This window comes from Arthrobacter sp. RIT-PI-e (genome assembly GCF_001187915.1).
Classification (GTDB): Bacteria; Actinomycetota; Actinomycetes; order Actinomycetales; family Micrococcaceae; genus Arthrobacter_D.
In genome coordinates this window covers 1-21341 of the sequence record NZ_LGIU01000054.1, presented here as the reverse complement: position 1 = coordinate 21341, position 21341 = coordinate 1, and the positions used below count along the sequence as shown (strand labels likewise).

The 21341-nt window shown below is 72.0% G+C and carries 18 protein-coding genes, 1 tRNA gene and 1 pseudogene; 10 read left to right on the top strand and 10 right to left on the bottom strand.

Features of this window, described 5'->3' with window-relative positions:
- Positions 1-5 precede the first annotated feature (5 nt).
- Entirely contained in the window at positions 6-1157 is a 1152-nt protein-coding gene (locus AC792_RS07480) for a glycosyltransferase family 9 protein (protein WP_049829954.1), read from the top strand.
- Here AC792_RS07480 and AC792_RS07475 read toward each other — a convergent pair.
- The 7 genes from AC792_RS07475 to AC792_RS17730 all read right to left on the bottom strand — a co-directional run bounded on the left by AC792_RS07475 (position 1123) and on the right by AC792_RS17730 (position 7886).
- Positions 1123-1836 carry an SDR family oxidoreductase gene (locus tag AC792_RS07475; protein ID WP_049829930.1) on the bottom strand — a complete coding sequence of 238 codons (714 nt, stop codon included), beginning with the start codon at positions 1834-1836 and terminating at the stop codon, positions 1123-1125. The two genes, AC792_RS07480 and AC792_RS07475, sit on opposite strands and share 35 nt — an antisense overlap.
- A 55-nt stretch (positions 1837-1891) precedes the next feature.
- Positions 1892-3259 carry a PfkB family carbohydrate kinase gene (locus AC792_RS07470; RefSeq protein ID WP_049829929.1) on the bottom strand — a complete coding sequence of 456 codons (1368 nt, stop codon included), beginning with the start codon at positions 3257-3259 and terminating at the stop codon, positions 1892-1894.
- Positions 3256-3876 carry a D-sedoheptulose-7-phosphate isomerase gene (locus AC792_RS07465; protein WP_049829953.1) on the bottom strand — a complete coding sequence of 207 codons (621 nt, stop codon included), beginning with the start codon at positions 3874-3876 and terminating at the stop codon, positions 3256-3258. The genes AC792_RS07470 and AC792_RS07465 overlap by 4 nt, the downstream gene beginning before the upstream one ends.
- A 74-nt stretch (positions 3877-3950) precedes the next feature.
- Complete coding sequence (locus AC792_RS07460) at positions 3951-5243, bottom strand: glycosyltransferase (protein ID WP_082177559.1); 1293 nt, start codon at positions 5241-5243, stop codon at positions 3951-3953.
- Positions 5240-6241, bottom strand: a complete 1002-nt coding sequence (locus AC792_RS07455; RefSeq protein WP_049829928.1) for a glycosyltransferase — start codon at positions 6239-6241, stop codon at positions 5240-5242. The genes AC792_RS07460 and AC792_RS07455 overlap by 4 nt, the downstream gene beginning before the upstream one ends.
- Positions 6238-7341, bottom strand: coding sequence for a glycosyltransferase family 9 protein (locus tag AC792_RS07450; RefSeq protein WP_049829927.1), 1104 nt, complete (start codon positions 7339-7341; stop codon positions 6238-6240). The genes AC792_RS07455 and AC792_RS07450 overlap by 4 nt, the downstream gene beginning before the upstream one ends.
- Positions 7338-7886 carry a D-glycero-alpha-D-manno-heptose-1,7-bisphosphate 7-phosphatase gene (locus AC792_RS17730; protein ID WP_049829926.1) on the bottom strand — a complete coding sequence of 183 codons (549 nt, stop codon included), beginning with the start codon at positions 7884-7886 and terminating at the stop codon, positions 7338-7340. Before AC792_RS17730 ends, AC792_RS07450 begins: the two co-directional genes overlap by 4 nt.
- 130 nt (positions 7887-8016) lie before the next feature.
- Between AC792_RS17730 and AC792_RS07440 the strand changes: the two genes are divergently transcribed.
- Positions 8017-9027, top strand: coding sequence for a glycosyltransferase family 9 protein (locus tag AC792_RS07440; protein WP_082177557.1), 1011 nt, complete (start codon positions 8017-8019; stop codon positions 9025-9027).
- A gap of 48 nt (positions 9028-9075) precedes the next feature.
- Here AC792_RS07440 and AC792_RS07435 read toward each other — a convergent pair whose 3' ends face one another.
- Both AC792_RS07435 and AC792_RS07430 read right to left on the bottom strand, forming a co-directional pair.
- Entirely contained in the window at positions 9076-9894 is an 819-nt protein-coding gene (locus AC792_RS07435; RefSeq protein ID WP_235436453.1) for a sigma-70 family RNA polymerase sigma factor, read from the bottom strand.
- A 209-nt stretch (positions 9895-10103) separates the two neighbouring features.
- On the bottom strand, positions 10104-10610 hold the full coding sequence (locus tag AC792_RS07430) for a MarR family winged helix-turn-helix transcriptional regulator (protein WP_049829951.1): 507 nt from the start codon (positions 10608-10610) through the stop codon (positions 10104-10106).
- A gap of 154 nt (positions 10611-10764) precedes the next feature.
- Here AC792_RS07430 and bcp point away from each other — a divergent pair, with 154 nt between their 5' ends.
- From bcp to AC792_RS07390, 8 genes are all read left to right on the top strand, one after another.
- A complete protein-coding gene (bcp, locus tag AC792_RS07425; protein ID WP_049829925.1) occupies positions 10765-11238 on the top strand; it encodes a thioredoxin-dependent thiol peroxidase in 474 nt (157 codons plus the stop codon).
- Between the two features lie 61 nt (positions 11239-11299).
- Positions 11300-11381 (top strand) — tRNA-Leu (locus tag AC792_RS07420).
- A gap of 249 nt (positions 11382-11630) precedes the next feature.
- Positions 11631-12365 carry a fasciclin domain-containing protein gene (locus AC792_RS07415; protein ID WP_049829924.1) on the top strand — a complete coding sequence of 245 codons (735 nt, stop codon included), beginning with the start codon at positions 11631-11633 and terminating at the stop codon, positions 12363-12365.
- Between the two features lie 206 nt (positions 12366-12571).
- On the top strand, positions 12572-14290 hold the full coding sequence (locus AC792_RS07410) for an ABC transporter substrate-binding protein (RefSeq protein WP_235436452.1): 1719 nt from the start codon (positions 12572-12574) through the stop codon (positions 14288-14290).
- 118 nt (positions 14291-14408) lie between these two features.
- Positions 14409-15896, top strand: a complete 1488-nt coding sequence (locus AC792_RS07405; protein WP_152916085.1) for a malate:quinone oxidoreductase — start codon at positions 14409-14411, stop codon at positions 15894-15896.
- A 56-nt stretch (positions 15897-15952) separates the two neighbouring features.
- The gene (locus AC792_RS07400) at positions 15953-19288 is read left to right on the top strand and encodes an efflux RND transporter permease subunit (protein ID WP_049829922.1); all 3336 of its coding nucleotides are present in this window, start codon (positions 15953-15955) and stop codon (positions 19286-19288) included.
- A gap of 54 nt (positions 19289-19342) precedes the next feature.
- Positions 19343-19903: a MarR family winged helix-turn-helix transcriptional regulator gene (locus AC792_RS07395; RefSeq protein ID WP_049829921.1), complete on the top strand. Its 561-nt coding sequence runs from the start codon at positions 19343-19345 to the stop codon at positions 19901-19903.
- A 139-nt stretch (positions 19904-20042) separates the two neighbouring features.
- Positions 20043-20966 (top strand): oxidoreductase, encoded by a 924-nt coding sequence (locus AC792_RS07390; RefSeq protein WP_049829920.1) that lies wholly within the window; start codon positions 20043-20045, stop codon positions 20964-20966.
- Here the strand turns inward: AC792_RS07390 and AC792_RS07385 are convergent.
- Positions 20967-21341: pseudogene (locus tag AC792_RS07385) on the bottom strand (hypothetical protein); the annotation flags it as partial.

Genomic DNA, 21341 nt, shown 5'->3' with positions numbered 1-21341 from the left:
ACATCATGCGCCAGGAGACGACGGCGGACCTCGGCGGGCGCCACGGCACGGCCCGTTCCGTGGGCCCCGTGTTCGCCCCCTTCGAGGACGTACGGCACATCGCCGTGCTGCGCGGGGGCGGCCTCGGGGACCTCATGTTCGCCCTACCGGCCATCGCGGCGCTGAAGGACCGCTACCCGGAGGCGGAGATCACCCTCCTGGGGATGCCCGCGCACGCGGCGCTCCTGAGCGGCCGGCCCGGTCCGGTGTCCGCCGTCGTGGAGCTACCCGTCTCCCCCGGCGTGCGGCCCGGTGAACCCGATCCGGCGGCGGTCGAGGCGTTCTTCGAGGACGTGCGCGGCCGGTTCGACCTCGCCGCGCAGCTGCACGGGGGCGGCCGCAACTCGAACCCGTTCCTGCTGCGGCTGGGCGCCCGGCACACGATCGGTACGCGGACGCCCGATGCGGCGGAGCTGGAGCGCACCGTCCCGTACGTCTACTACCAGCACGAGGTGTTCCGCGCCCTGGAGGTGGTGGGTCTGGCCGGCGCCGTGGCCGTGGACCTCGAACCGCGCGTGGAGGTCCGCCCCGAGGAGGTGGATGCGGCCGCCGCGCTGACCGGGGACGGCACCGTGGTCACCCTGCACCCCGGCGCCACCGACCCCCGGCGCCGCTGGCCGGCGTCGTCCTTCGCGGAGGTCGCCGTCCGGGCCGCCGCGGAGGGGTGCGAGGTGGTGGTGGTGGGGGACGCCACGGACGTGCCGATGGCCGAGGAGATCGTTCGGCTGGCCCTCGAGGTGTCCCCGGGCGCGGACGTCCGCTCCCTCGCCGGGACGCTGGGCCTGGGTGAGCTCACGGGGGTGCTGGACCGCAGTGCGGTGATGGTGGGCAACGACAGCGGACCGCGCCACCTGGCCCAGGCGGTGGGCACGCCGACGGTGGGCGTGTACTGGGTGGGCAACATGATCAACGCCGGGGCGATCGGCCGTACCTTCCACCGCGTCCACCTCGCCTGGGTGATCGCGTGTCCCGTCTGCGGGGTGGACGTCACCCAGGTGGGCTGGACGGCGGAACGCTGCGAGCACGACGACTCACTGGTCTCCGCCGTCCGGCCCGACGCCGTCTACGCGGACGTCGCCGAACTCAGGGCCACGAGCCTTCTTCTGCGTGGGCGATGACCATCTCGCGGATCTCGCAGCTCCTGGGCTGTGAGAGCGCGAAGAGAATCGCCTCGGCCACGCGCTCGGGGTCGTTCAGGCGGGAGTCGTCCTGCGGCTTGTACTGCTCGTCGCGGTCGTCGAAGAAGCGGGTCTTCATGCCGCCGGGGATGATCGTGGTGACGCCGATCTGACCGGTGGTCTCGGCGGCGAGGGCCTGCGAGAAGCCCATGACGCCGAACTTGGACGCGCAGTACGCGGTGGCGTCGCCCACGGCCTTGATGCCGAGCGTGGAGGCGATGGTGACCACGCGGCCGTGGGTCTGCTTGAGGTAGGGCAGCGCCGCGCGGGCGGTGGACGCCGTGCCCATGAGGTTCACGCCGATCACCTTCTCCCACTGGTCCGCCGGCACCGTGTCCAGCGCCCCGCAGCGGTCGATCCCGGCGGCGGTGACCACGGCGTCGAGTCCGTCCAGGGTCTCCGCGGCCTCCTTGACCGCCTTCTCCACGGCCTCGCGGTCGGCGACGTCCACCTCGTAGGCCTTGACCCCGCTGACGCGGCTGATGTCGCGGTCCAGGACCACCGGGGTGCCGCCCGCGGCGAGCACGCCCTGGACGATCGCCGCTCCGAGACCGGAGCCCCCTCCGGTCACCAGGACGCGTCCCGGGTTGAAGCCACTGGCCGATGCGTTCTCCGTCATGTTCGTTCCTTTCGTTGCGTCCGCCCGATGACACCGGGCGCAGGTCTGCAGCCGCTCAGCCCACGCGGGCGAGGGCGGCTGCGAGTTTCGTGGTGGAGCGGGCGGGGATGTAGGGCACGGTGACCGTCCGCCCACCCCAGCTGCTCATGAGGGTGGCCTCCGGGAGGTCCTCCGCGGCGTAGTCGCCGCCCTTGACCCAAATGTCGGGCTGGAGGCGGGAGATCGCGTTCTCCGGTGTCGACTCGCCGAAGACCAGGACGGCGTCCACGCACTCCAGGGCAGCGAGGAGCTCGGCGCGGTCCTCCTGCTTGATGATCGGCCTGCTCTCCCCCTTGAGCCCGCGCACGGACTCGTCGGAGTTCAGGCAGACGATCAGGCCGTCCCCGAGGCCCCGCGCCGCCGCGACCGTCCGGGCGTGCCCGGCGTGGAGGAGGTCGAAGCACCCTCCGGTGGCCACCACTGTGCCGCCGGCCTCCCGGGTCCGGCGGACCACGTTCAGCGCGTCCAGTCCGTCCACCGGCAGCTGCTCCGGCGCCTTGTCGCGCCTGCGGCCCATGGCACCCACGCCCCCCGAGCCGAGGAACAGGGCGGCGGCCTCCGCGGCCTGCTGCGTGGCGGCGTCGACGGCGGCACCGCCGGCGAGGGCGACGGCGAGCGCGGAGGCGAAGCGGTCCCCGGCCCCGCACGGGTCCGCCGCCGTCACCTTCGGCGCGGGGACCACCTGGGGCAGGAGTCCGGCGGCGGAGACCAGGGCCCCCTGCTCCCCCATGGTGACGAGCACGGCGCGGCTGCGCCAGCGGTCGAGCAGCACCTCCGCCGCCGCGGCGGCCGCGGAGGTACCGGAACCCTCGACGCCGGAGAAGCGCAGCGCCTCGCCGATGTTCGGGGGGACGGCCGCGGCGCCGGGGCCCGGCTGCGCGCCGGCGGGGTGGGGGTCCCAGACCACGGGGACGGACGCCGCGAGTGTCTCCAGGCGTGCCCGGAGCTCGTCGTTGGCGAGCAGACCGCGACCGTAGTCGGCGGCGACGACGGCGGCCGCCCCGTCGAGTGCTGCGAGCAGTGCTGCGGGGACGGCGGGGACCGGTGGTGTCGCGCATCCCTCGTCGAAGCGCACCACCGGCTGCCCGGAAGCCCGCACGCGGGTTTTCACGGGGGTCGGCGCGCCGGACGGACCGGACACCACCGTCACGCCGTCGAGCTCCGTGCGGAGCAGGGTCGCGGCGTCGTCCTCCCCGAGCACCGTGACCAGCACGGTGTCATGACCGTCCGCGGCGAGCATCCGTGCCACGAGCCCGGCACCCCCGGCACGGCGCTGCACGCGGTCGACGTCCACCACGGGCACGGGCGCGTCCGGTGAGAGCCGCCCGGCGCCCCCGGACAGGTCGGTGTCCAGCAGCACGTCCCCGACGACGACGATCCTCATCGCTGCGCCTCCCGCCGGTGGGCGACGGCGGCGTCGAAGGCACGGCACATCGCGTGGAGGGCGATCAGATGGCCCTCCTGCGCGTTCGCCGAGCGGGCGTCGATCGCCACGTGCTCGTCCACGCGATCGGTCAGCGGGTTGGGGCCCGCACCGGTCAGCGCCCAGGTGGTGATGCCGATCGCGCGTGCCGCATCCACGGCGTGGAGGAGGTTCGCGCTCCTGCCGCTCGTGCTGAGCAGCACCAGGACGTCACCGGCGCGGCCGTGGGCCTTCACCTGACGCGCGAAGAGGGGGTCGAACCCGTAGTCGTTGGCGATCGCCGTGACGGCGGAGCTCTCGGCGTGCAGCGAGATCGCGGAGAACGGGTCGCGCTCGCCGTCGAACCGACCCACGAGCGCGGCGGGGGGGTGCGGGGCCGGGGCGGCGGCCCCGCCGTTCCCGGCCGCCAGCAGGCGCTGACCGGCCAGCAGCCGTTCGGCCAGCTCCACCCCCCAGGTAGCGAGCGTGTCGGCGTTGGATGCGAGGGACTCGAGCGCGGGCGTGACCGCGTCGAGGTGCTCCAGCACGAGCCGGCGCGGATCGAAGCGGGCCGCCCCGGCGTCCTGTACCGGTTGCACCGGCTCGGCCGTACGGCCTTCCGGTGTCACCGGGATCGCCGATCCCGCCGTCCGGACCTCTGGAAGATGCGTTGTCACAGTGCCCTGCCCCCCGTGCTCTCGAGTCGACGCGCGGCGCTCCGCCGCGCGGTGGCCCTTTCGGCGGGCGCTGCCGCACCGAGGGCGCTCTGGTACGCCTTCTCCGTGTCCGCCGCGATGCGGCTCCACGAGTACCGGGCCCGGACCCGGCGGTAACCGTCGTCGCCCAGCCGGCGGCCCCAGTCCGGATCGGCCACCACCCGCTCGATCGCCGCGGCCAGCGCGGCGGGATCCTCGGGAGGCACGTGCAGACCGGTCGTGCCGTCCACCACGGTGTCCACCAGCCCGCCGACGGCGGCCGCCACCACGGGCACACCGCAGGCCATCGCCTCGAGCGGCACGATGCCGAAGGGCTCGTACCAGGGCGCGCACACCACGGCGTCGGCGCTGCGCAGCACCGCCGGCATCTCGGCGCGGGAGACCTGACCCCGCAGGACCACGCGGTCGGACACCCCGAGGTCCGCGGCCAGGGCGAGGAGCCGCCGCGCCTCGGGATCCTCCTCCAGGCGCACCGCGTTGCCGGCACCACCCACGATCACGAGCTCGACGTCGGTGCGGCCGAGGTCCGCCAGCTCGCGCAGGGCCCGGATCACGAGGTCCATGCCCTTCCGCGGCACCAGCCGGCCCACGCTGACGATCCGGTGCGCCCGCCCGCGCGACTCCACGGGCCCCCGGGGCATGAAGAGGTCCAGATCCACACCGCACGGTGCGATCGAGATCTGGCCGACCGGTACGCCGAGCGCCTTCAGCTCGAAGACCTCGTCCGAGCAGGTCGCGATCACCCGGTCGGCGCTGCGTCCCACCATCGTCTCGAGCATCAACCGCTCGGAGGGGCTGGTGTCCTCCGCGCCCTGGTGGCGCCGCTTGACGGAGCCGAGGGCGTGGAAGGTCTGGATCACCTGGACCTGCCGGCCGGCGGTCCTGGCCTGCCGGGCGGCATCGAGGGCGGCGAGGCCGGACATCCAGAAGTGCCCGTGCACGATGTCCGGCGGATCCTCGCCCCAGTCGGCCACGATCCCCGTCGCGAACTCGGCCATGTAGGGCAGCAGCTGGTCCTTCGGCACGTTGTGCGCGGGCCCGGCGGTGACGTGCACCACCTCGAGCAGCGGGTCGGTCCGCACCCGGTCCGGCAGCGCGGCGTCGTCCCGGCGCGTATATACGGTCACCTCGTGGCCGCGGCGGGCCAGGGCGAGCGAGAGCTCCGCGACATGGACGTTCTGCCCACCCGCGTCCACGCCTCCCAACGCCGCGAGCGGGCTCGCGTGCTCCGACACCATCGAGATCTTCATCGTGCTCCCCTTTCCGTTACCGCCAGCACCGGTCCCCGTCCCGGTTCCTCCGCGAGGACCTCGTCCCAGTCGGCGAGGAAGCGGGCCAGTCCGTACCGGGCGAGTGCCGCCTCCCGTGCCACCAGCCCCCGGGCCCGGGCTGCCCCCGGATCCTCGATCATGCGTGCCGCGGCCCGCACGAGGTCGTCGATCCTGGTGGAGATCGCCCCCGCCTCGGGCGGCACGGCGCGGGCGGCCTCCGTGGTGGCCAGTGCCAGCACCGGCAACCCCACGTGCATGGCCTCCAGGAGCGAGAGCCCGAGCGAGGTCCACCGCAGAGGGTGGACGTACGCCCGGGAACGGCCCAGCCGCGCGTGCAGTTGTGCCATGGGCAGGTCCCCGCCGATCAGCAGTTCACCCGGGCCGAGGTCCAGGGCGTCCGCGAGACCGTCCGTCCCCATGCCGAAGACCTCCAGCGGGGCCACCCCGGCGAAGCGCGGCAGCAGGTCCGTCCCGGTGATCCGGCCCCGCCGCACGGGTTCGTTGATCACCGCGGCGAACTGCTCCAGGTCACCGGTGTAGAGGTACCCGGGATCGACGATGCCGTGCTCGATCACGCGGGTGCGCGCGCTCCCGTTGTCCCAGAACAGCTCGTTGAAGTGCGTGACGTGCAGCACGGGGATCTCCGTCTGGTCCGCCAGCGGGTGCACCGTGCCCACGATGTCGCGGCGCGGGGTGTTGTGCTCGAGGAACACCGCCGGCAGATCCCGGCCCGGGGTCCGCCCGAGGAGCCGCTCGCACTCGGCGATCTCCTCGACCCGCTGCAGCACGACGACGTCGACGTCGGCGTCCGCGAGATCGGCGGGGTGGATCTCGACCACGGAGCCGGGCCAGTCCCTGCCCGCGCGACCGAGACCCCACGCACCGCCGTCGGGCGTGGTGGGCAGCAGGTAGGTGTGCGTCCCCCGCACGAAGGCGTCGGTCCAGCCCCCGTGCACGTGCCACAGCAGGATCCTCATCGATCTCCCCTCACGGTTCTGCGGCCGTCCGTACGGCCGATGGTGCGGCGTGACCCCAGGGACGACACCCCGGAGCTGAGCCGGAGGACGGCGTCCACCACGTTCTCGGGCGAGACGTCGGACAGGCAGGGATGGCCCTGCACCGGGCAGATGCGCGCCCGGCTGAGGGCGCAGGCGGCGTCCTGGTCGCCGAGCAGCTCCACCGGCACCCGGTAGGGCGCCCCGCGGACGGCCGGCACCACCGGGGGGAAGAGGCACACCACCGGTGTTCCCACGGCGGCGGCGAGGTGCGCCGGGCCGGTGTTGCCGGTGATCACCCCGGACGCCCCCGCGAGGACGGACCCCAGCAGCGGCAGCGCCGTCCGCCCGCCCAGGTCCAGCGCCTCCGGACCGGCGACGGTGGAGGTCAGCTCCGTCTCACCGGGGCCACCGGTCACCACCACGCGGAAACCCGCCGCGGTGAGCAGCTCCACGGCCGCGGCGTGGGGCAACGGCGGCCAGGCGCGTGCCGGGACGGCCGCCCCGGGGTGCACCGCCCCGTAGGGGCCCGCGCCCACGAGGTCCGAGGCGTCCTCCAGCCGGGTGACCTGCAGCCGGCCGTCGTCCCCGGACGGCAGGGCGTACCCGGCGGCCTCGGCGATGCCGAGCGCGCGTTCGGCCTCGGGCTGGTCCTCCGGGAAGTCCTCGCCGGGCTTCAGCCGGACGTCGAGGAGGGACCCGGCGTAGTCCACGGACGCGCCGGCGATCCGCCGCACACCGGCCAGCCTCAGCTGGAGCGCGAGGGGCAGGGGGGACTGGTGGAACGAGGTCAGGATCACGGCCTCGTCCACGTCCAGGGCCACCACGGCGTCGTGCAGTTCCGCCATGTGCTCCGCGGTGGGCGCGGGTGCGGGGTCCACGGTCCAGGGGGCCGCCCAGGTGATGACGTCGACGACGCCGGGCAGGATCCGCGCCGCGGCGGCACCCTGCGGCCCGCACAGCATGACGACGTCGTTCGGTGCGTCCCCGTGGTCACCGGCGGCCACGGCCCGGACGGCGGGGCCGGCGAGGAGCACGTCCCCGGCGCTGTCCAGGCGCGCCACCAGCACGCGTCGCCTCACGAGGCCCCCACCCCGAGGAGGCGGACGGCTCCGGCGAGGTCCCGGGCCACCGCCGGGGCCGCGAGGACCTCCTCCTCGAGCGTGATGTCGGTGGGCACCAGCACGCTCCTGGCGCCGGCCGCGACGGCGGCGCCCATGTCCGCGCCGATGTCCCCGATCAGGGCCACCTCGGACGGCTCCAGCCCCAGGCGTGCGCAGGCGGAGAGCACCATGCCCGGACCGGGTTTCCGGCATCCGCACCCGTCCTCCGGGCCGTGCGGGCAGACCTCCCACACCTCGAACGGGCCGAGCAGCTCCTCCACGCGGGCATTGACGGCATCGACCTGGTCGCGGGTGACGTAGCCGCGGGCTATGCCGGACTGGTTGGTCACCACACCGAGCCGGACACCGCGGCCGCGGAGCCCGTCGAGCACCTCGCGCGCACCCGGCATGGGCTGGACGAGGTCGGGGTCACCGTTGTAGGGGACGTCCACCACGATGGTGCCGTCCCGGTCCAGGAGGACCGCCTGCGGCGCCGGGGGCGCCGGCTCGGGCGAAGTATGCATACAGGCTTAGTTCCCGGGAAGGAGCACTACTAAACACTTTGCACCGAACTTCTTCTCCCCCGCCTGCCCTCCGCCTCCCCGCCGCACCCGGAACGGGGCGCTCCCGCCAACCTCTGGCAGGATGAGGCCCATGACTCCCGAGGGCACCTCCACCACGAGCGCCCGGCCTGCGCCGGAACAGACCGCCACCGTCCCGGCGTCCACACCCGCACCCGACGGACGCCCCGAGATCCTCGCCCTGCGCGCGCTGAAACTCGGCGACCTCCTGGTGGCGGTCCCGGCGCTCAAGGGACTCCGGCGGGCCTTCCCGGAGCACCGGATCCTCTACGCCGCCCAGGAGTGGCTCCGCCCCGTCATCGCCCTCACCGGGGCGGTCGACGATCTCCTGCCCACCCACGGCCTCGACGACCCGCTGCCCGTCGAGCACGGGCGGATCGAGATCGCCGTGAACCTCCACGGCAACGGCGCCGAGAGCAGGGGCCGGCTGGAGGCGATCGGTGCGCAACGGCGCATGGGGTACCGCGCGCCCGGGTGGGACGGCCCTCGGTGGCACGACGGCGCCCTCGAGCGGGAACGCTGGGCCTCGCTGGTCAGCTGGCACGGGGTACCCGCCGATCCCCTGGACTGCGGGCTGCTCGTACCCGAGGGCGGGAGCCCGGCGCCCGGCGCCGTCGTCATCCACGTGGGTGCCGCCTACGGCAGCAGGCTCTGGCCGGTGGAGCGGTTCGCCGCGGTGGCCCGCGTGCTGGCGGATTCCGGCCACCGGGTGCTCTTCACCGGCAGCGAGAAGGAACGCCCCCGCGCGCTCGCCGTCGCGGACGCGGCCGGACTGCCCGAGGACTCCGTCGCGGCGGGCAGGCTGACTCTCGATCGGTTCGCCGGGCTGATCTCCGGCGCGGCCCTGGTGATCTCCGCCGACACCGGCGCCGCGCACCTGGCCTCCGCCTACGCACGCCCGTCCGTGGTGCTGTTCGGGCCGGCGCCGCCATCGGCCTGGGGGCCGCCGCCCGGACCCCACACGGTGCTCACGGACGAGTCGGTGCGGGTGGGCGAGACGTTCTCCCCCCTGCCCGATCCCGCACTGCTGGCCGTCACCGTGGAGCAGGTCCTCGCCGCCGCGGCCGACCACGGGATCTCCTGATCCCGGGACCTGGCACCGGATCCTCCCCCGAGGGAGCCGGCCCGGGTGTCAGCCGGTCCGCGACGAGTGCACGCCCTGCGGGGCGGGTGCCTCCAGCAGCCGCTTCTGCAGCGTTACCAGGATCCGCGCGAGCATCCGGGAGACCTGCATCTGCGACATCCCGAGGTCGTCGGCGATGGCCTGCTGCGTCTGCTCCATGAAGTACCGGCGGTACAGGAGCTCCTTCTCCGCCCCGTCCAGCTCGTTGACGGCCCCGCGCAGCGAGATCATGTCGTCGCTGCGCTCCGTCCCATGGAGGTCCGCGGCGAGGGTGTCGCCCCAGCTGCGGCCCTCGAACGGGACGTCGAGGGAGTCGGGGCGGAGGCTGGTGTGGGAGATCTGCGCTTCGAGGACCTTGCTCTCCGGACACCCCAGCTCCACCGCGAGCTCACGTGCGGTGGCCTCCCGGCCCAGCCGCTGTGCCAGGGCGGGGGCCGTCCGCGTGATCTCCGTTCTGAGGTCCTGGACGTCCCGCGGCGGGCGGATGACCCAGCAGGAGTCGCGCAGGTAGCGCTTGATCTCCCCGGTGATGGTGGGCAGCGCGAAGGAGGCGAAGGGCACCCCGCGGGAGGGGTCGAAGCGCTGCACCGCCTTGATGAGGCCGAGGTAGGCGACCTGCCGGATGTCCGGGGCCTCGGGACCGGCGACGGCGAAGGAGCGCGCCACCGATTCGGCGATCTCCAGATGACGCAGGGCGATGTCGTCCCGGAGGGCTGCTTTGAGGGAAGGCCCTGCGGGGGCGCCGTCCGTCGTGGTGCACGCCGTCGCTGCCGGCGTGCCTGCGGGCGGACGCCTGCGCGTACTGGTTCCTGCATCATCGAGGCTCACGATCCCCAACAGATCATCAGCCTGCTGGTCGCGCAAGTGGATCATGCTGCAGCGGTGCTACCCGGCCTACGGTTCCCTTCCCGGGAGAAGCAGTGTAAAGAGCGCAGTAGGCGCCGGGTCGTCACGAGGGTGGGGACGAGTCGTCACCGGGCCCGCTCGGGCGTTCTGCGTGCCGCAGGACGTCGAGCTCCTCCGGAGCAGGCTCGCTCCTAGCGGAGTACCGGGGTCACGTCCCCGGGGACGTCCGACTGCTCGCCCGCGGCAGTGGAGAATTCCTGACCGCCGCTCACGGGGTTCCAGCGCGGCGCACCGAGTTGGCGGATCACGCCCTGGAGATGCTTCCTCAGCTCCTCGGACACGAGACCGCCGCCGGCGATCAGCGTGCGCTCGATGTCGGCGGCGGCCACGAGGACCTCCCGCCCCGCCGGCGAGATGGACACCAGGTGCGAGCGCCGGTCGAGATCGTTGCGCACCCGCTGCACGTGCCCCCGGCCCTCGAGCCGCGCGAGCGTCTTGCCCATGGTCTGCGCCTGCACCCGCACGATCTGCGCGAGGCTCGCCTGCGTCATGGCACCCTGGTCGCCGAGGACGCCGAGGGCGATCACCCCGGCATGGGTGACCCCGATGTCCACGAGGCGCTCGTTCCAGGCGTGCTCGACAAGACGCGCTGCCGTCGTCAGCAGTCGGCCCGTGGGCCATTGCTCCAGATCGGGCATGGTGATGTGCACTTCCTCTCGATCGACTGCACGGCGACGTCGGTCGTCGCCGGGCATCCCACCATGATAGCTAGACTGGCTAGGAATGCCCTCCGTTGCCCCGACATGACGTCCGCCGCGGCAGCGACCCGCCCTTCGAGCCACCGGGAGAACCATGACGAACCGACTCGGCGTCGGGGACGACGCCCCCGATTTCACGCTGACCGCCGCCGACGGCGCGGAGGTGACGCTGTCCTCCTTCCGCGGCGACAACGTCGTGGTCTACTTCTACCCGGCTGCATCCACCCCGGGATGCACCACCCAGGCGTGCGACTTCCGCGACAACCTGGCCTCCCTCGCAGCGGCCGGGTACCGCGTGCTCGGGATCTCGCCCGATCCGGTGGACAAGCTCGCCGCCTTCGCCGAGCAGCAGTCCCTCACGTTCCCACTGCTGTCCGACGAGGACCACGCCGTGGCCGAGGCCTACGGTGCGTGGGGTGAGAAGAAGAACTACGGGAGGACCTACGAGGGGCTCATCCGCTCCACCGTCGTCGTCGACCCTGCGGGCACGGTGGGCCTCGCGCAGTACAACGTGAAGGCGACCGGACACGTGGCCAAGCTCCGCCGCGACCTCGGCATCGACGCATAGCGGCCGCGAGCGCGGGTTCGATAGAGTGGTGCACCGCGAGCCCCTGCGGGGTGCTCGGCGGGCGTGAGTGGCGGAATTGGCAGACGCGCTGGATTTAGGTTCCAGTGTCTTCGGACGTAGGGGTTCAAGTCCCCTCTCGCGCACGATCTCGCAGATGACGAAGGCCCCGACCGGATCGATCGGTCGGGGCCTTCGCTGTCGCCGGGCGGGCACGGACCGGAGTCCCGGCGGTTCCCGCACCGGGCGCGGACCACGGCGAAGAAATTTTCCAGGACCGACCCATCCACCCGGAGGGGCGGGGCGAAGTACCCCTGAGACATCGACACGATGTGTTTCACCATCAGCCACAGATCCCGGGCACACCCCGGGTCACGTTCACGGAGGAAGATCTCATGGGAATCACCAAGCGCAGGAACCTCTCCATCCTCGGCATCGCAGCAGTCTCGATGCTCGGCCTCGCGGCCTGCGGCGGCGGCGACGACGAGCCGGAGATGGCGACCCAGGGCGGCCCGAGCCAGGATGCCTCCGAGGCACCCATGGAGAGCGAGTCCGCATCGCCCGAGGCCAGCATGGAATCGAGCATGGAGGCCTCGGAGACCCCGATGGCCGGCGAGGACATGGACGTCATGGCCAACCTCGTGGGTGCCGGCTGCGGCGACTACGCGGCACAGGTGCCGGACGGGGACGGCTCGGTCGAGGGCATGTCCCTCCTCCCCGTCACCGAGGCCGCAGGCGCCAATCCGCTCCTGACGCAGCTCACTGCGGCGGTCAGCGGCCAGCTGAACCCCGACGTCAACCTGGTCGACACCCTCAACAGCGGCGAGTTCACCGTCTTCGCTCCGGTCGACTCGGCCTTCGAGGCACTCGACGCGGCGACGCTCGAGACCCTGCAGACCGACGCCGACACGCTCAGCAGCATCCTGACCTATCACGTGGTCGCCGGCAAGATCCAGCCGACCGAGCTCGAGGGCACCATGCAGGAGACCGTCCAGGGCGGCGAGGTGGAGATCACCGGCTCCGGCGACGAGCTCATGGTCAACGACGCCAACGTCATCTGCGGTGGCGTGCAGACCTCCAACGCCGTGGTCTACCTGATCGACGGCGTGCTCACCCCTCCGGCCGAGTAGAGCCGGCACGCCACCCGGGCGCACCCGCCTCCGTGCAGCATCCTGAGCGGGGCCCCCTCGGCCACGCGGCGAGGGGGTCCTGCTCGTTCCCGCCCCTGCCCGTCCACCTCCCCGGCGGATGCCACCAGGACCATCGCCTAGACTGGGCAGTCGACCCCGCCCGGCCCCGCTGACCGGGACCGCCCCTGCCCGGAGAGCACCACCCCGTGAAGCCCCCAGCTGCGAGCCGCGTCCGCCCCGGCGGCCCCGTCGTCCGCCGCCCCCCGGTGGTCGCGGTCCCCGCCGTGCTCTCGCTCGTCGCCTGCACACCCGCCGAGGTCCCCGCACCGCAGCAGCCCACCACGGCAGCGACCGAGGGCGGGGGCGCCGCAGAGCTCTCCACCTTCACCTTCGGCACGGCCGCGGATCCACGCACCCTCGATCCGGCCCTGGCCAACGACACCGAGTCCTACCGCGTGACGCAGCAGATCATGGAGGGTCTCACCGGGGTGGACCCCCTCACCTCCGAACCCGTCCCCCTGCTCGCCGAGTCCTGGGAACAGGGGGACGGCGGGCGCAGCTACGAGTTCGACCTCCGGGAGGACGTCGTCTTCCACGACGGCACGCCCTTCACGGCCCGGGCGGTGTGCACCAACTTCGACCGCTGGTACGAGCTCCCGAGCGAGGCACGCGGCACCGCGCGGTTGCCGTTCGAGAACGTCTTCCGTGCCTACTCCGACCAGCCCGAACTCAGCCTCTACCAGGGCTGCAGCGCGACGTCCGAGTACACGGCGGAGATCAGGCTCGCGAGCCCGGTCACGGGTCTGCTGTCCGCGCTCGCGTCCCCCGCCTTCGCCATCGCCTCCCCCGCGGCGCTCGAGGCGGAGACCGCCGACGTCCTCTCGGAGACGCGCGACAGCGGTGCGGTGTCCCGCTACGGCCTCGCCCCCGTGGGCACCGGGCCGTTCGTCCTGGAGGACTGGCAGGCCGGCCGGGTGGACCTGCGCTTCTTCGACGCGTACTGGGGGGAGCGCGGTGACATCGACGAGGTCGTGTTCACCACCATCTCCAACCCCGACTCGCGGGCGCGGGCCCTGACCTCCGGGAGGATCGACGGCTACGACTTCGTCTCGGTGGAGAGCGCCGGGGACCTCGCCCGCAACGGCCTCCAGTTCCTGCAGCGCGATCCCTACTCGGTGCTGTACCTGGGGCTGAACCAGGACTTCCCGGGCGTGGACGACCTGCTCTTCCGTCAGGCCGTGGCGCACGCCATCGACAAGAACGCGCTGATCGACGGACGCTTCCTCAACGGGACCCGTTCGACCTCGCAGTTCATCCCGCAGAAGCTCGGCGTCGGCACCGAGGACGTCGAGGACTACGGGTACGACCCCGAGCTGGCGGGGGAACTGCTGGAGCAATCGGGGTACGACGGCCGTCCCCTCCCCTTCTACTACCCGCGCAACGTCTCGCGGCCGTACCTCCCGTCGCCGGAGAAGGTGTACGCGGAGCTGAGCAGGCAGCTCACGGAGGCGGGATTCACCATCCAGCCGGTGCCCGTGCAGTGGAGCGACGACTACCTCGACACGGTGCAGCGTGAGGGTGACCGGGCGTTCCACCTCCTCGGGTGGAGCGGCAGCTACCAGGACCCGGACAACTTCGTGGGTGCGCTGTTCGGGAGCACGAGCGCGGAGTTCGGGTACTCGGACCCCCAGCTCGTCAGCAAGATCAATCGGGCACGGGGGTTGTCCGAGGGGGATGACCGGCGTGCCGCCTACGCGGACATCAGTGCCCAGCTCTCGCGCCGGATCCCCGCCGTTCCCCTCGCGTTCCCGATCTCCGCGCTGGCCATGGGTCCCCGCGTCATCTCCTACCCCACCAGCCCGGTGATGAACGAGGTCTTCAACCGGATCGACCTCGACACCTCCGTTCCCGCCCGCCCCGAGTGACCGCCCTCGGACACCCGGCACCAGGCCGCCGCGGGGCAGTCCTCCGGATTTAAGTAAGGTCACCGGCAGAGGCCACGCTTTCCCTGCTAGGACCTCGCGACTGGAGACGATGTTGACCATGAACAGCCAGGGTTCGCCCGCCAAGACCACCGACGTCGTCCTGATCGGCGGTGGGATCATGAGCGCCACGCCCGGCACCTTCCTCCGACAGCTCCAGCCCGACTGGGACATCTCCCTGTTCGAACGGCTCGACGTCGCCGGGCTCGAGAGTTCCGATCCCTGGAACAACGCCGGGACCGGACACTCGGCCCTCTGCGAGTTGAACTACTCCCCCGCCTCCAAGGACGGCTCGGTCGATCCGACGAAGGCCGTGGCCATCAACGAGCAGTTCCAGGTCTCGCGCCAGTTCTGGTCGCACCTGGTGTCCGAGGGGCACATCAGCTCCCCCCGGACCTTCGTCAACGCGGTCCCGCACATGAGTTTCGTCTGGGGCCAGGCGAACGCCCGGTACCTGCGCCGGCGTCACGAGGCCCTGAGCCCGCAACCGCTCTTCTCCTCCATGGAGTACAGCGAGGACCACGCGAAGATCGCCGAGTGGGCACCGCTCATCATGGCCGGCCGCAACCCGTCCCAGCCGGTGGCGGCATCACGCGTGGCAGGAGGCACCGACGTCGACTTCGGTGCACTCACACGTCAGCTGACCACCTACCTCGACGGCACGGGCGTGGACCTGCACTACGGCTTCGACGTCCTCGACGTGGCCCGCGCCTCCGACGGACGCTGGGACGTGAAGGTCAAGAACAAGGCGACCGGCGAGACCAGCACCGTCACCACCAAGTTCGTGTTCATCGGGGCGGGCGGCGGTGCACTCCACCTGCTGCAGCGCACCGGTATCCCCGAGGGCCGTGGCTTCGCCGGCTTCCCGGTCTCCGGGCAGTTCCTGCGCTGCACGGACCCGGAGATCGTGGACCAGCACCGGGCCAAGGTGTATGGCCAGGCCTCGGTCGGCGCTCCGCCGATGTCCGTGCCGCACCTCGACACCCGCTTCGTCAAGGGTGAGCGGTCGCTGCTCTTCGGCCCCTACGCCGGTTTCTCCACCAAGTTCCTGAAGCGCGGATCCTACCTGGACCTGCCCACCTCCATCCGCAGTTCCAACCTGGTGCCCATGCTGGCCGTCGCCAAGGACAACATGGCGCTGACCAAGTACCTCGTGACGGAGGTACTGAAGAACCGCGAGGCCAAGAACGAGGCCCTCACGGACTTCATGCCGCTCGCGGAGGGGAGCAGCTGGGAACTGATCTCCGCCGGACAGCGCGTGCAGGTCATCAAGAAGGCACCGAAGAAGGGCGGGGTGCTGCAGTTCGGGACCGAGGTCATCACCTCCTCCGACGGGTCCGTCGGAGCACTGCTCGGCGCCTCCCCGGGAGCCTCCACCGCTGCGCCGATCATGGTGGAACTGCTCAAGCGCTGCTTCCCCGGCAAGGTGTCCGAGTGGGAGCCCAAGCTCAAGGACATGCTTCCCGGCTACGGCGTGAAGCTGAACAAGGACGCCGCGCTGGCCGGCGAGGTCCAGGCGCACACCGACCGCGTACTCCAGCTCACCTAGCCACCGCCGGCCACGCCGGTCCGCTGCACTTCCGCTCGTGACAAGAGGCAGGTTCATTGTTCCGTCTGGCTCAGCTGTCGTTGGCCAACCGAGCGCTCATCGCGCTCATCACCGTACTCGCCTCGGTATTCGGCGTCATCACGCTGGGTTCCCTGCGGCAGGAACTGGTCCCGTCCCTCGAGTTCCCGCAGATCACGGTCCTCTCCACCGTGCCGGGCGCCTCCGCGGCATACCTGGACCAGCAGGTGAGCGCACCGCTCGAGGCGGCGCTCACCGGGGTGGAGGGACTCGAGTCGTCCTCGGCGACCTCCCGCACCGGCCTGTCCACGGTGAGCCTGGTGTTCGTCTACGGCACCGACCTCGACCGTGCCCGGGCACAGGTGGACCGCGCGATCTCCGCGGTGCGTCCTGCCCTGCCGAGCGACGTGGAGCCGCAGTCCCTCGCGGGGAGCGTGAACGATCTTCCGATCGTCTTCATGGCGGTCTCCTCGGACCGGTCCCTGAGCGAGCTCAATCTGGATCTCGCCCGGCTGACGGTGCCGCGCCTGCAGGAGATCGAGGGCGTCCGCACGGCGGACATCTCAGGAGGAACGACCCAGCACGTCGCTGTCCTCCCCCGGGAGGAGGCCCTGGCGGACGCCGGGCTGAGCGTCGCCGATCTCTCCTCCACCCTGGAGGACAACGGCGCGCTGTTCCCCGTGGGGACGCTCGAGGCGGACCCGCAGTCCCTGACCATCGAGGCCGGGAGCCGCATCGGGTCGCTCGACGACATCCGCACGCTGCCGGTGCTCCCCGATGGATCCGGGAACAGCGGTGCCGGCACGGACGCATCCGGCGGCGCCTCCCAGGCTGACGGCACGCCACCGGGAGGTGCCACCGCGGGAACCGCGCCTCCCGGTGGACCGGGCGCAGCGGAGGGCGGCACAGGGGTGCCCACGGAGCTCCCGGACGCCGGCGGCTCCGGGACGCCCGCGGCCCCGGCGGCCGTGGTGACGATCGGCGAGGTCGCGGACGTGGACCTCGTCGACGACGACCCGACCTCCGTCACGCGCACCAACGGGGTGGAGACCCTCGCGCTCACGGTGACCAAGGTGCCGGACGGCGACACCGTGGACATCTCCCACCAGATCATCGACCTCGTCCCGGATCTCGAGACCGAGCTCGGCAACGCCGCGGACATCACCGTCATCTTCGATCAGGCCCCGTTCATCGAGCAGTCCATCGAGGACCTCACCACCGAGGGCATCCTGGGGCTCGGCTTCGCCGTCCTCGTGATCCTCGTCTTCCTGCTCTCGGTGCGTTCCACGCTCGTCACGGCCATCTCCATCCCCCTCTCCCTCCTGGTCACCTTCATCGGGCTCTACACCGCCGGGTACTCCCTCAACCTGCTGACCCTCGGAGCCCTGACCATCGCCATCGGCCGCGTGGTGGACGATTCCATCGTGGTGATCGAGAACATCAAGCGGCACCTGGGCTACGGCGAGGAGAAGCGGGAGGCGATCCTCACCGCCGTCCGGGAGGTCGCCGGAGCCATCACCGCCTCCACCCTGACCACGGTCGCCGTCTTCGCGCCGATCGCCCTGGTGGGCGGTCTGGCCGGGGAGCTGTTCCGGCCCTTCGCGGTGACCAGCGGGATCGCCCTGCTGGCCTCCCTGGCCGTCTCCCTCACGATCGTCCCGGTCCTCGCCTACTGGTTCCTGCCCCGGACCTCGGCCGCACCGCCGTGGAAGCGCCGGGCCCGGCACGCCGCCGCGTCGTCCGCGGGAGATCCGCAGGACACCGCCGCCGTGGAGCGCCGCTCGTTCCTGCAGCGCGGTTACCTCCCGGTGCTGGAGAAGACCCAGCGCCACCCCGTCATCACCCTGCTGTGCGGGGTGCTGGTGCTCGGGGCCACCGCCTCCATGATCCCGTTCCTGCCCACCAACCTGCTGGGCGGGACGGGCCAGAACAGCTTCTCCCTCACCCAAACCCTGGCTCCCGGGAGCAGTCTCGCGACCACCACCGCGGCCGCAAGCCGCACCGAGGAGATCCTCGCCGACGATCCGGACATCCAGGACGTCCAGTTGACGGTGGGCAATGCCCAGGGAGGGTTCGCCGCCCAGTTCTCCGGTGGTGCGTCGGTCGCCACGTTCACCGTGATCACGGACGCGGAAGCGGACCAGGAAGCGCTGCAGGACGCGGTGCGCCGCGAACTCGAGGAGCTCGACGACGCCGGGACGTTCTCCCTGACCAGCCAGGGCGGCGGTCTCGGCACGTCCAACACCATCGACATCGACATCACCGCTCCGTCGAGCGAGGACCTCGAGGCCGCGAGCGCCGCGGTGCTCGACGGCATGCAGGGCATCGACGGCGCCGGGGAGGTCAGCAGCAACCTGTCCTCGGACCAGCCGCAGGTGCAGGTGGACGTGGACCGCGCGGCCGCGGCCGCGGCCGGGCTCAGCGAGGGGCAGATCGCGGGACTGCTGGGTGGCACGGTCAGCGCCCTGCCGGCCGGTTCCGTCCGTTTCGACACCGACGACTACCCGGTACTGATCGGTGAGGGGACGCCGATCACGAGTCTGGACCAGTTGCGTGGGCTCCAGATCCCCACGGCCGGCGGCCCCGTACCGCTCTCGGACGTGGCGTCGGTGGAGGAGGTGCAGGTCCCGCTCTCCATCACCAGCTCCAACGGGCAGCGGACGGCGCGGGTGTCGATCGCCCCGTCGGGCGACGATCTCGGCACCCTCTCCTCGGCTGTCGACACGCGGCTGTCCACGATCGACCTCCCGGCCGGTGCGACCGCCACGGTGGGCGGCGCGACGGCGGAGCAGGCCGATTCGTTCGGCCAGCTGTTCCTCGCGCTCTGGGCCGCGGTGGCGATCGTCTACGTGATCATGGTGGCGACCTTCAAGAGCCTCGTCCAACCCCTGATCCTGCTGGTCTCCATCCCGTTCGCCGGGACCGGGGCGATCGCACTGCTGCTCCTCACCGGGATCCCCCTCGGTCTGCCGTCCCTCATCGGGATGCTGATGCTCGTGGGCATCGTGGTCACCAATGCGATCGTGCTGATCGACCTGATCAACCAGTACCGTCTCCCCCGCGACGGCGTGCCCGGGATGCCGGTGCCCCAGGCGATCCGCGAGGGGGCGCGGCAGCGCCTGCGCCCGATCCTGATGACGGCCTCCGCGACCATCTTCGCCCTCATCCCGATGGCTTCGGGGTTGACCGGTGGCGGTGGCTTCATCTCCCAGCCCCTCGCGGTCGTCGTGATCGGCGGGCTCGTCTCCTCGACGGTCCTGACGCTCGTGCTCGTCCCCGTGCTCTACCGGTTGGTGGAGGGAGGACGCGAGGAGCGGGCCCTGCGCAGGGCAGCGAGGGGCACGGATGATGCCGTCCGGGGTTCCCACGTATAGTAGATGCATTCGAATCCATCGGGCGGGCGCACCCAGGCGTCCCGGGAGGACGGCATGACCGAGCAGACGTCGACCACGGCGCAGGACGGGAGTCCTGTACCGGCGGAGGAGTGCGGCACCCGGACGGCCGGACGACCGGCGGGGAGTTCCGCCGGCGCACCGTCGGCACAGCCCTCCGCGCGCCAGGCGTCCGAGACCTGGGAGTCGCTCTTCCGGGCCCAGGTGGGAGTGATGCGTCGGCTCCGTCAGGATCCCGCCTTCCGGGAACTGCCGATCAGCGAGTACGACGTCCTGTTCAACCTGAGCCGCTGCGCGACCGGCTGGACCCGCTTGAACGAACTGAACCAGCACCTGCTCATCAGTCAGCCCAGCCTCAGCCGCATGGTGGATCGACTCGAGTCCAAGCAGCTCGTCGAGAAACGTCCCGCGCACAACGACCAGCGGGGTGTGGAGATCGCCCTCACGGAGGAGGGCCGGGCCGTCCAGCGGCACATCGGCGCCGCCCACGTGCAGCGGATCCAGGACGTGCTGGCACCGGCGCTGACCTCCGGGGAGATGGAGCAGCTGAAGATGCTCACGGATCGCATCAACACGCGTCTGGACCACGCCGGCTGAAGCCCTCCGGGGGCGCTCCGACCCCCTGCGAACCCCCGGCACCCACCGGACCGCTCGCGACCCTAAGCTGAGAGGAGGATCATCCTGACGCCGGCGGTGGACACCGCTCGAGGATACCAGGACCCAGGGAGGGCACATCATGAGCAACTTCACAGCGGAGGCGATCGGCGATCTCACGGGCAGACGTGCGGTCATCACCGGGGCCAACAGCGGCCTGGGTCTGCAGACCGCGATCGGCCTGGCACGGAAGGGCGCCGACGTGGTCCTCGCCTGCCGGGACGCCGGACGCGGCAGGGAGGCGGAGCGGAGGGTGCGCGCGGAGACGGGCAGCTCCTCCGTGGAGATGCGGCAGCTCGATCTCTCCGACCTGGGATCCGTCCGGAGGTTCGCGGCGGACCTCACCGGCCCGGTCCACCTCCTGATCAACAACGCCGGCGTGATGGCGACCCCCCGGGGCACGACGGCGGACGGGTTCGAGCTCCAGTTCGGCACGAACCACCTCGGCCACTTCGCCCTCACGGGGCTGCTCCTGGACCAGTTGCAGGCTGCAGGGCCGGCCCGCGTGGTCACGCTGTCCAGTCTCGCCCACAAGCGCGGGCGGATTGCGTTCGACGACCTGCAGTCGGAGCGGCGGTACAGCCGATGGGCGGCCTACGGCCAGAGCAAGATCGCCAACCTGTACTTCATGACGGAGCTCGACCGCCGCGCACGGGCCGCGGGTCGGGACCTCGTCTCGGTCGCGGCGCACCCCGGGGTCGCCAACACCAACCTGACGGCCGGCATGAAGATCCCGGCGGTGCTCGACGTCGTCTCGGTGGTCGTCAGGATGGTCAGCCAGTCGGACGCCGAAGGAGCACTGCCCACCTTGTACGCGGCGACGGCGGACGGCGTCCGGGGCGGGGACTACTACGGGCCCTCCGGTCCCGGGGAGACCCGTGGCGCACCCGCACTCGTGGCCCCCGTCCCCCGCGTGCTCGACCGCGACGTCGCCGTCCGGCTCTGGAACCGCAGCGTGGAGCTCACGGGCGTCGACTTCTCCTCGCTCCGGCCCACGGACGGGTGATCACCCGGGTTCCCGTGCGCCCTCCTCGAACCGGAGGGACCGGATGACCTGTCCGACGACGTCGAAGTCCGTGGTGGCGTGGTACTCCCCCGCCTCGCCGGGTGGGCCGAGGGCCCCCGTCGCGGGTCCGGTGTCGGCGGGGGTCTTCGGGACCAGGACCGGGAGGTCGCCGAAGCTCACGCGCCCGAGCCTCTCCCCCGCCTCCACGGTGTTCGGGAGCGCACAGGCCAGACCGTCGTCGCTTCCCACCCGGTCCGTGATGCCATAGGAACCGAAGAACCTGAACCCGGTGATGAGCCGGATCACGAAATGGGGCTCCACCCGGTCGGGCCCCGGCGCGCGGCCGGGCCCCCGCGCGCCCCGCGGCGGGGCGCG

What these genes read in the sequence shown, in the direction of transcription:
- AC792_RS07415 (WP_049829924.1), top strand. Translation starts at nt 11,631, where the DNA reads ATGGGAATCACCAAGCGCAGGAACCTCTCCATCCTCGGCATCGCAGCA.
- AC792_RS07460 (WP_082177559.1), bottom strand. Translation starts at nt 5,243, where the DNA reads ATGAAGATCTCGATGGTGTCGGAGCACGCGAGCCCGCTCGCGGCGTTG.
- AC792_RS07470 (WP_049829929.1), bottom strand. Translation starts at nt 3,259, where the DNA reads ATGAGGATCGTCGTCGTCGGGGACGTGCTGCTGGACACCGACCTGTCC.
- AC792_RS07455 (WP_049829928.1), bottom strand. Translation starts at nt 6,241, where the DNA reads ATGAGGATCCTGCTGTGGCACGTGCACGGGGGCTGGACCGACGCCTTC.
- AC792_RS07430 (WP_049829951.1), bottom strand. Translation starts at nt 10,610, where the DNA reads ATGCCCGATCTGGAGCAATGGCCCACGGGCCGACTGCTGACGACGGCA.
- AC792_RS07475 (WP_049829930.1), bottom strand. Translation starts at nt 1,836, where the DNA reads ATGACGGAGAACGCATCGGCCAGTGGCTTCAACCCGGGACGCGTCCTG.
- AC792_RS07440 (WP_082177557.1), top strand. Translation starts at nt 8,017, where the DNA reads ATGACTCCCGAGGGCACCTCCACCACGAGCGCCCGGCCTGCGCCGGAA.
- AC792_RS07480 (WP_049829954.1), top strand. Translation starts at nt 6, where the DNA reads ATGCGCCAGGAGACGACGGCGGACCTCGGCGGGCGCCACGGCACGGCC.
- AC792_RS07405 (WP_152916085.1), top strand. Translation starts at nt 14,409, where the DNA reads ATGAACAGCCAGGGTTCGCCCGCCAAGACCACCGACGTCGTCCTGATC.
- AC792_RS07390 (WP_049829920.1), top strand. Translation starts at nt 20,043, where the DNA reads ATGAGCAACTTCACAGCGGAGGCGATCGGCGATCTCACGGGCAGACGT.
- AC792_RS17730 (WP_049829926.1), bottom strand. Translation starts at nt 7,886, where the DNA reads ATGCATACTTCGCCCGAGCCGGCGCCCCCGGCGCCGCAGGCGGTCCTC.
- bcp (WP_049829925.1), top strand. Translation starts at nt 10,765, where the DNA reads ATGACGAACCGACTCGGCGTCGGGGACGACGCCCCCGATTTCACGCTG.
- AC792_RS07395 (WP_049829921.1), top strand. Translation starts at nt 19,343, where the DNA reads ATGACCGAGCAGACGTCGACCACGGCGCAGGACGGGAGTCCTGTACCG.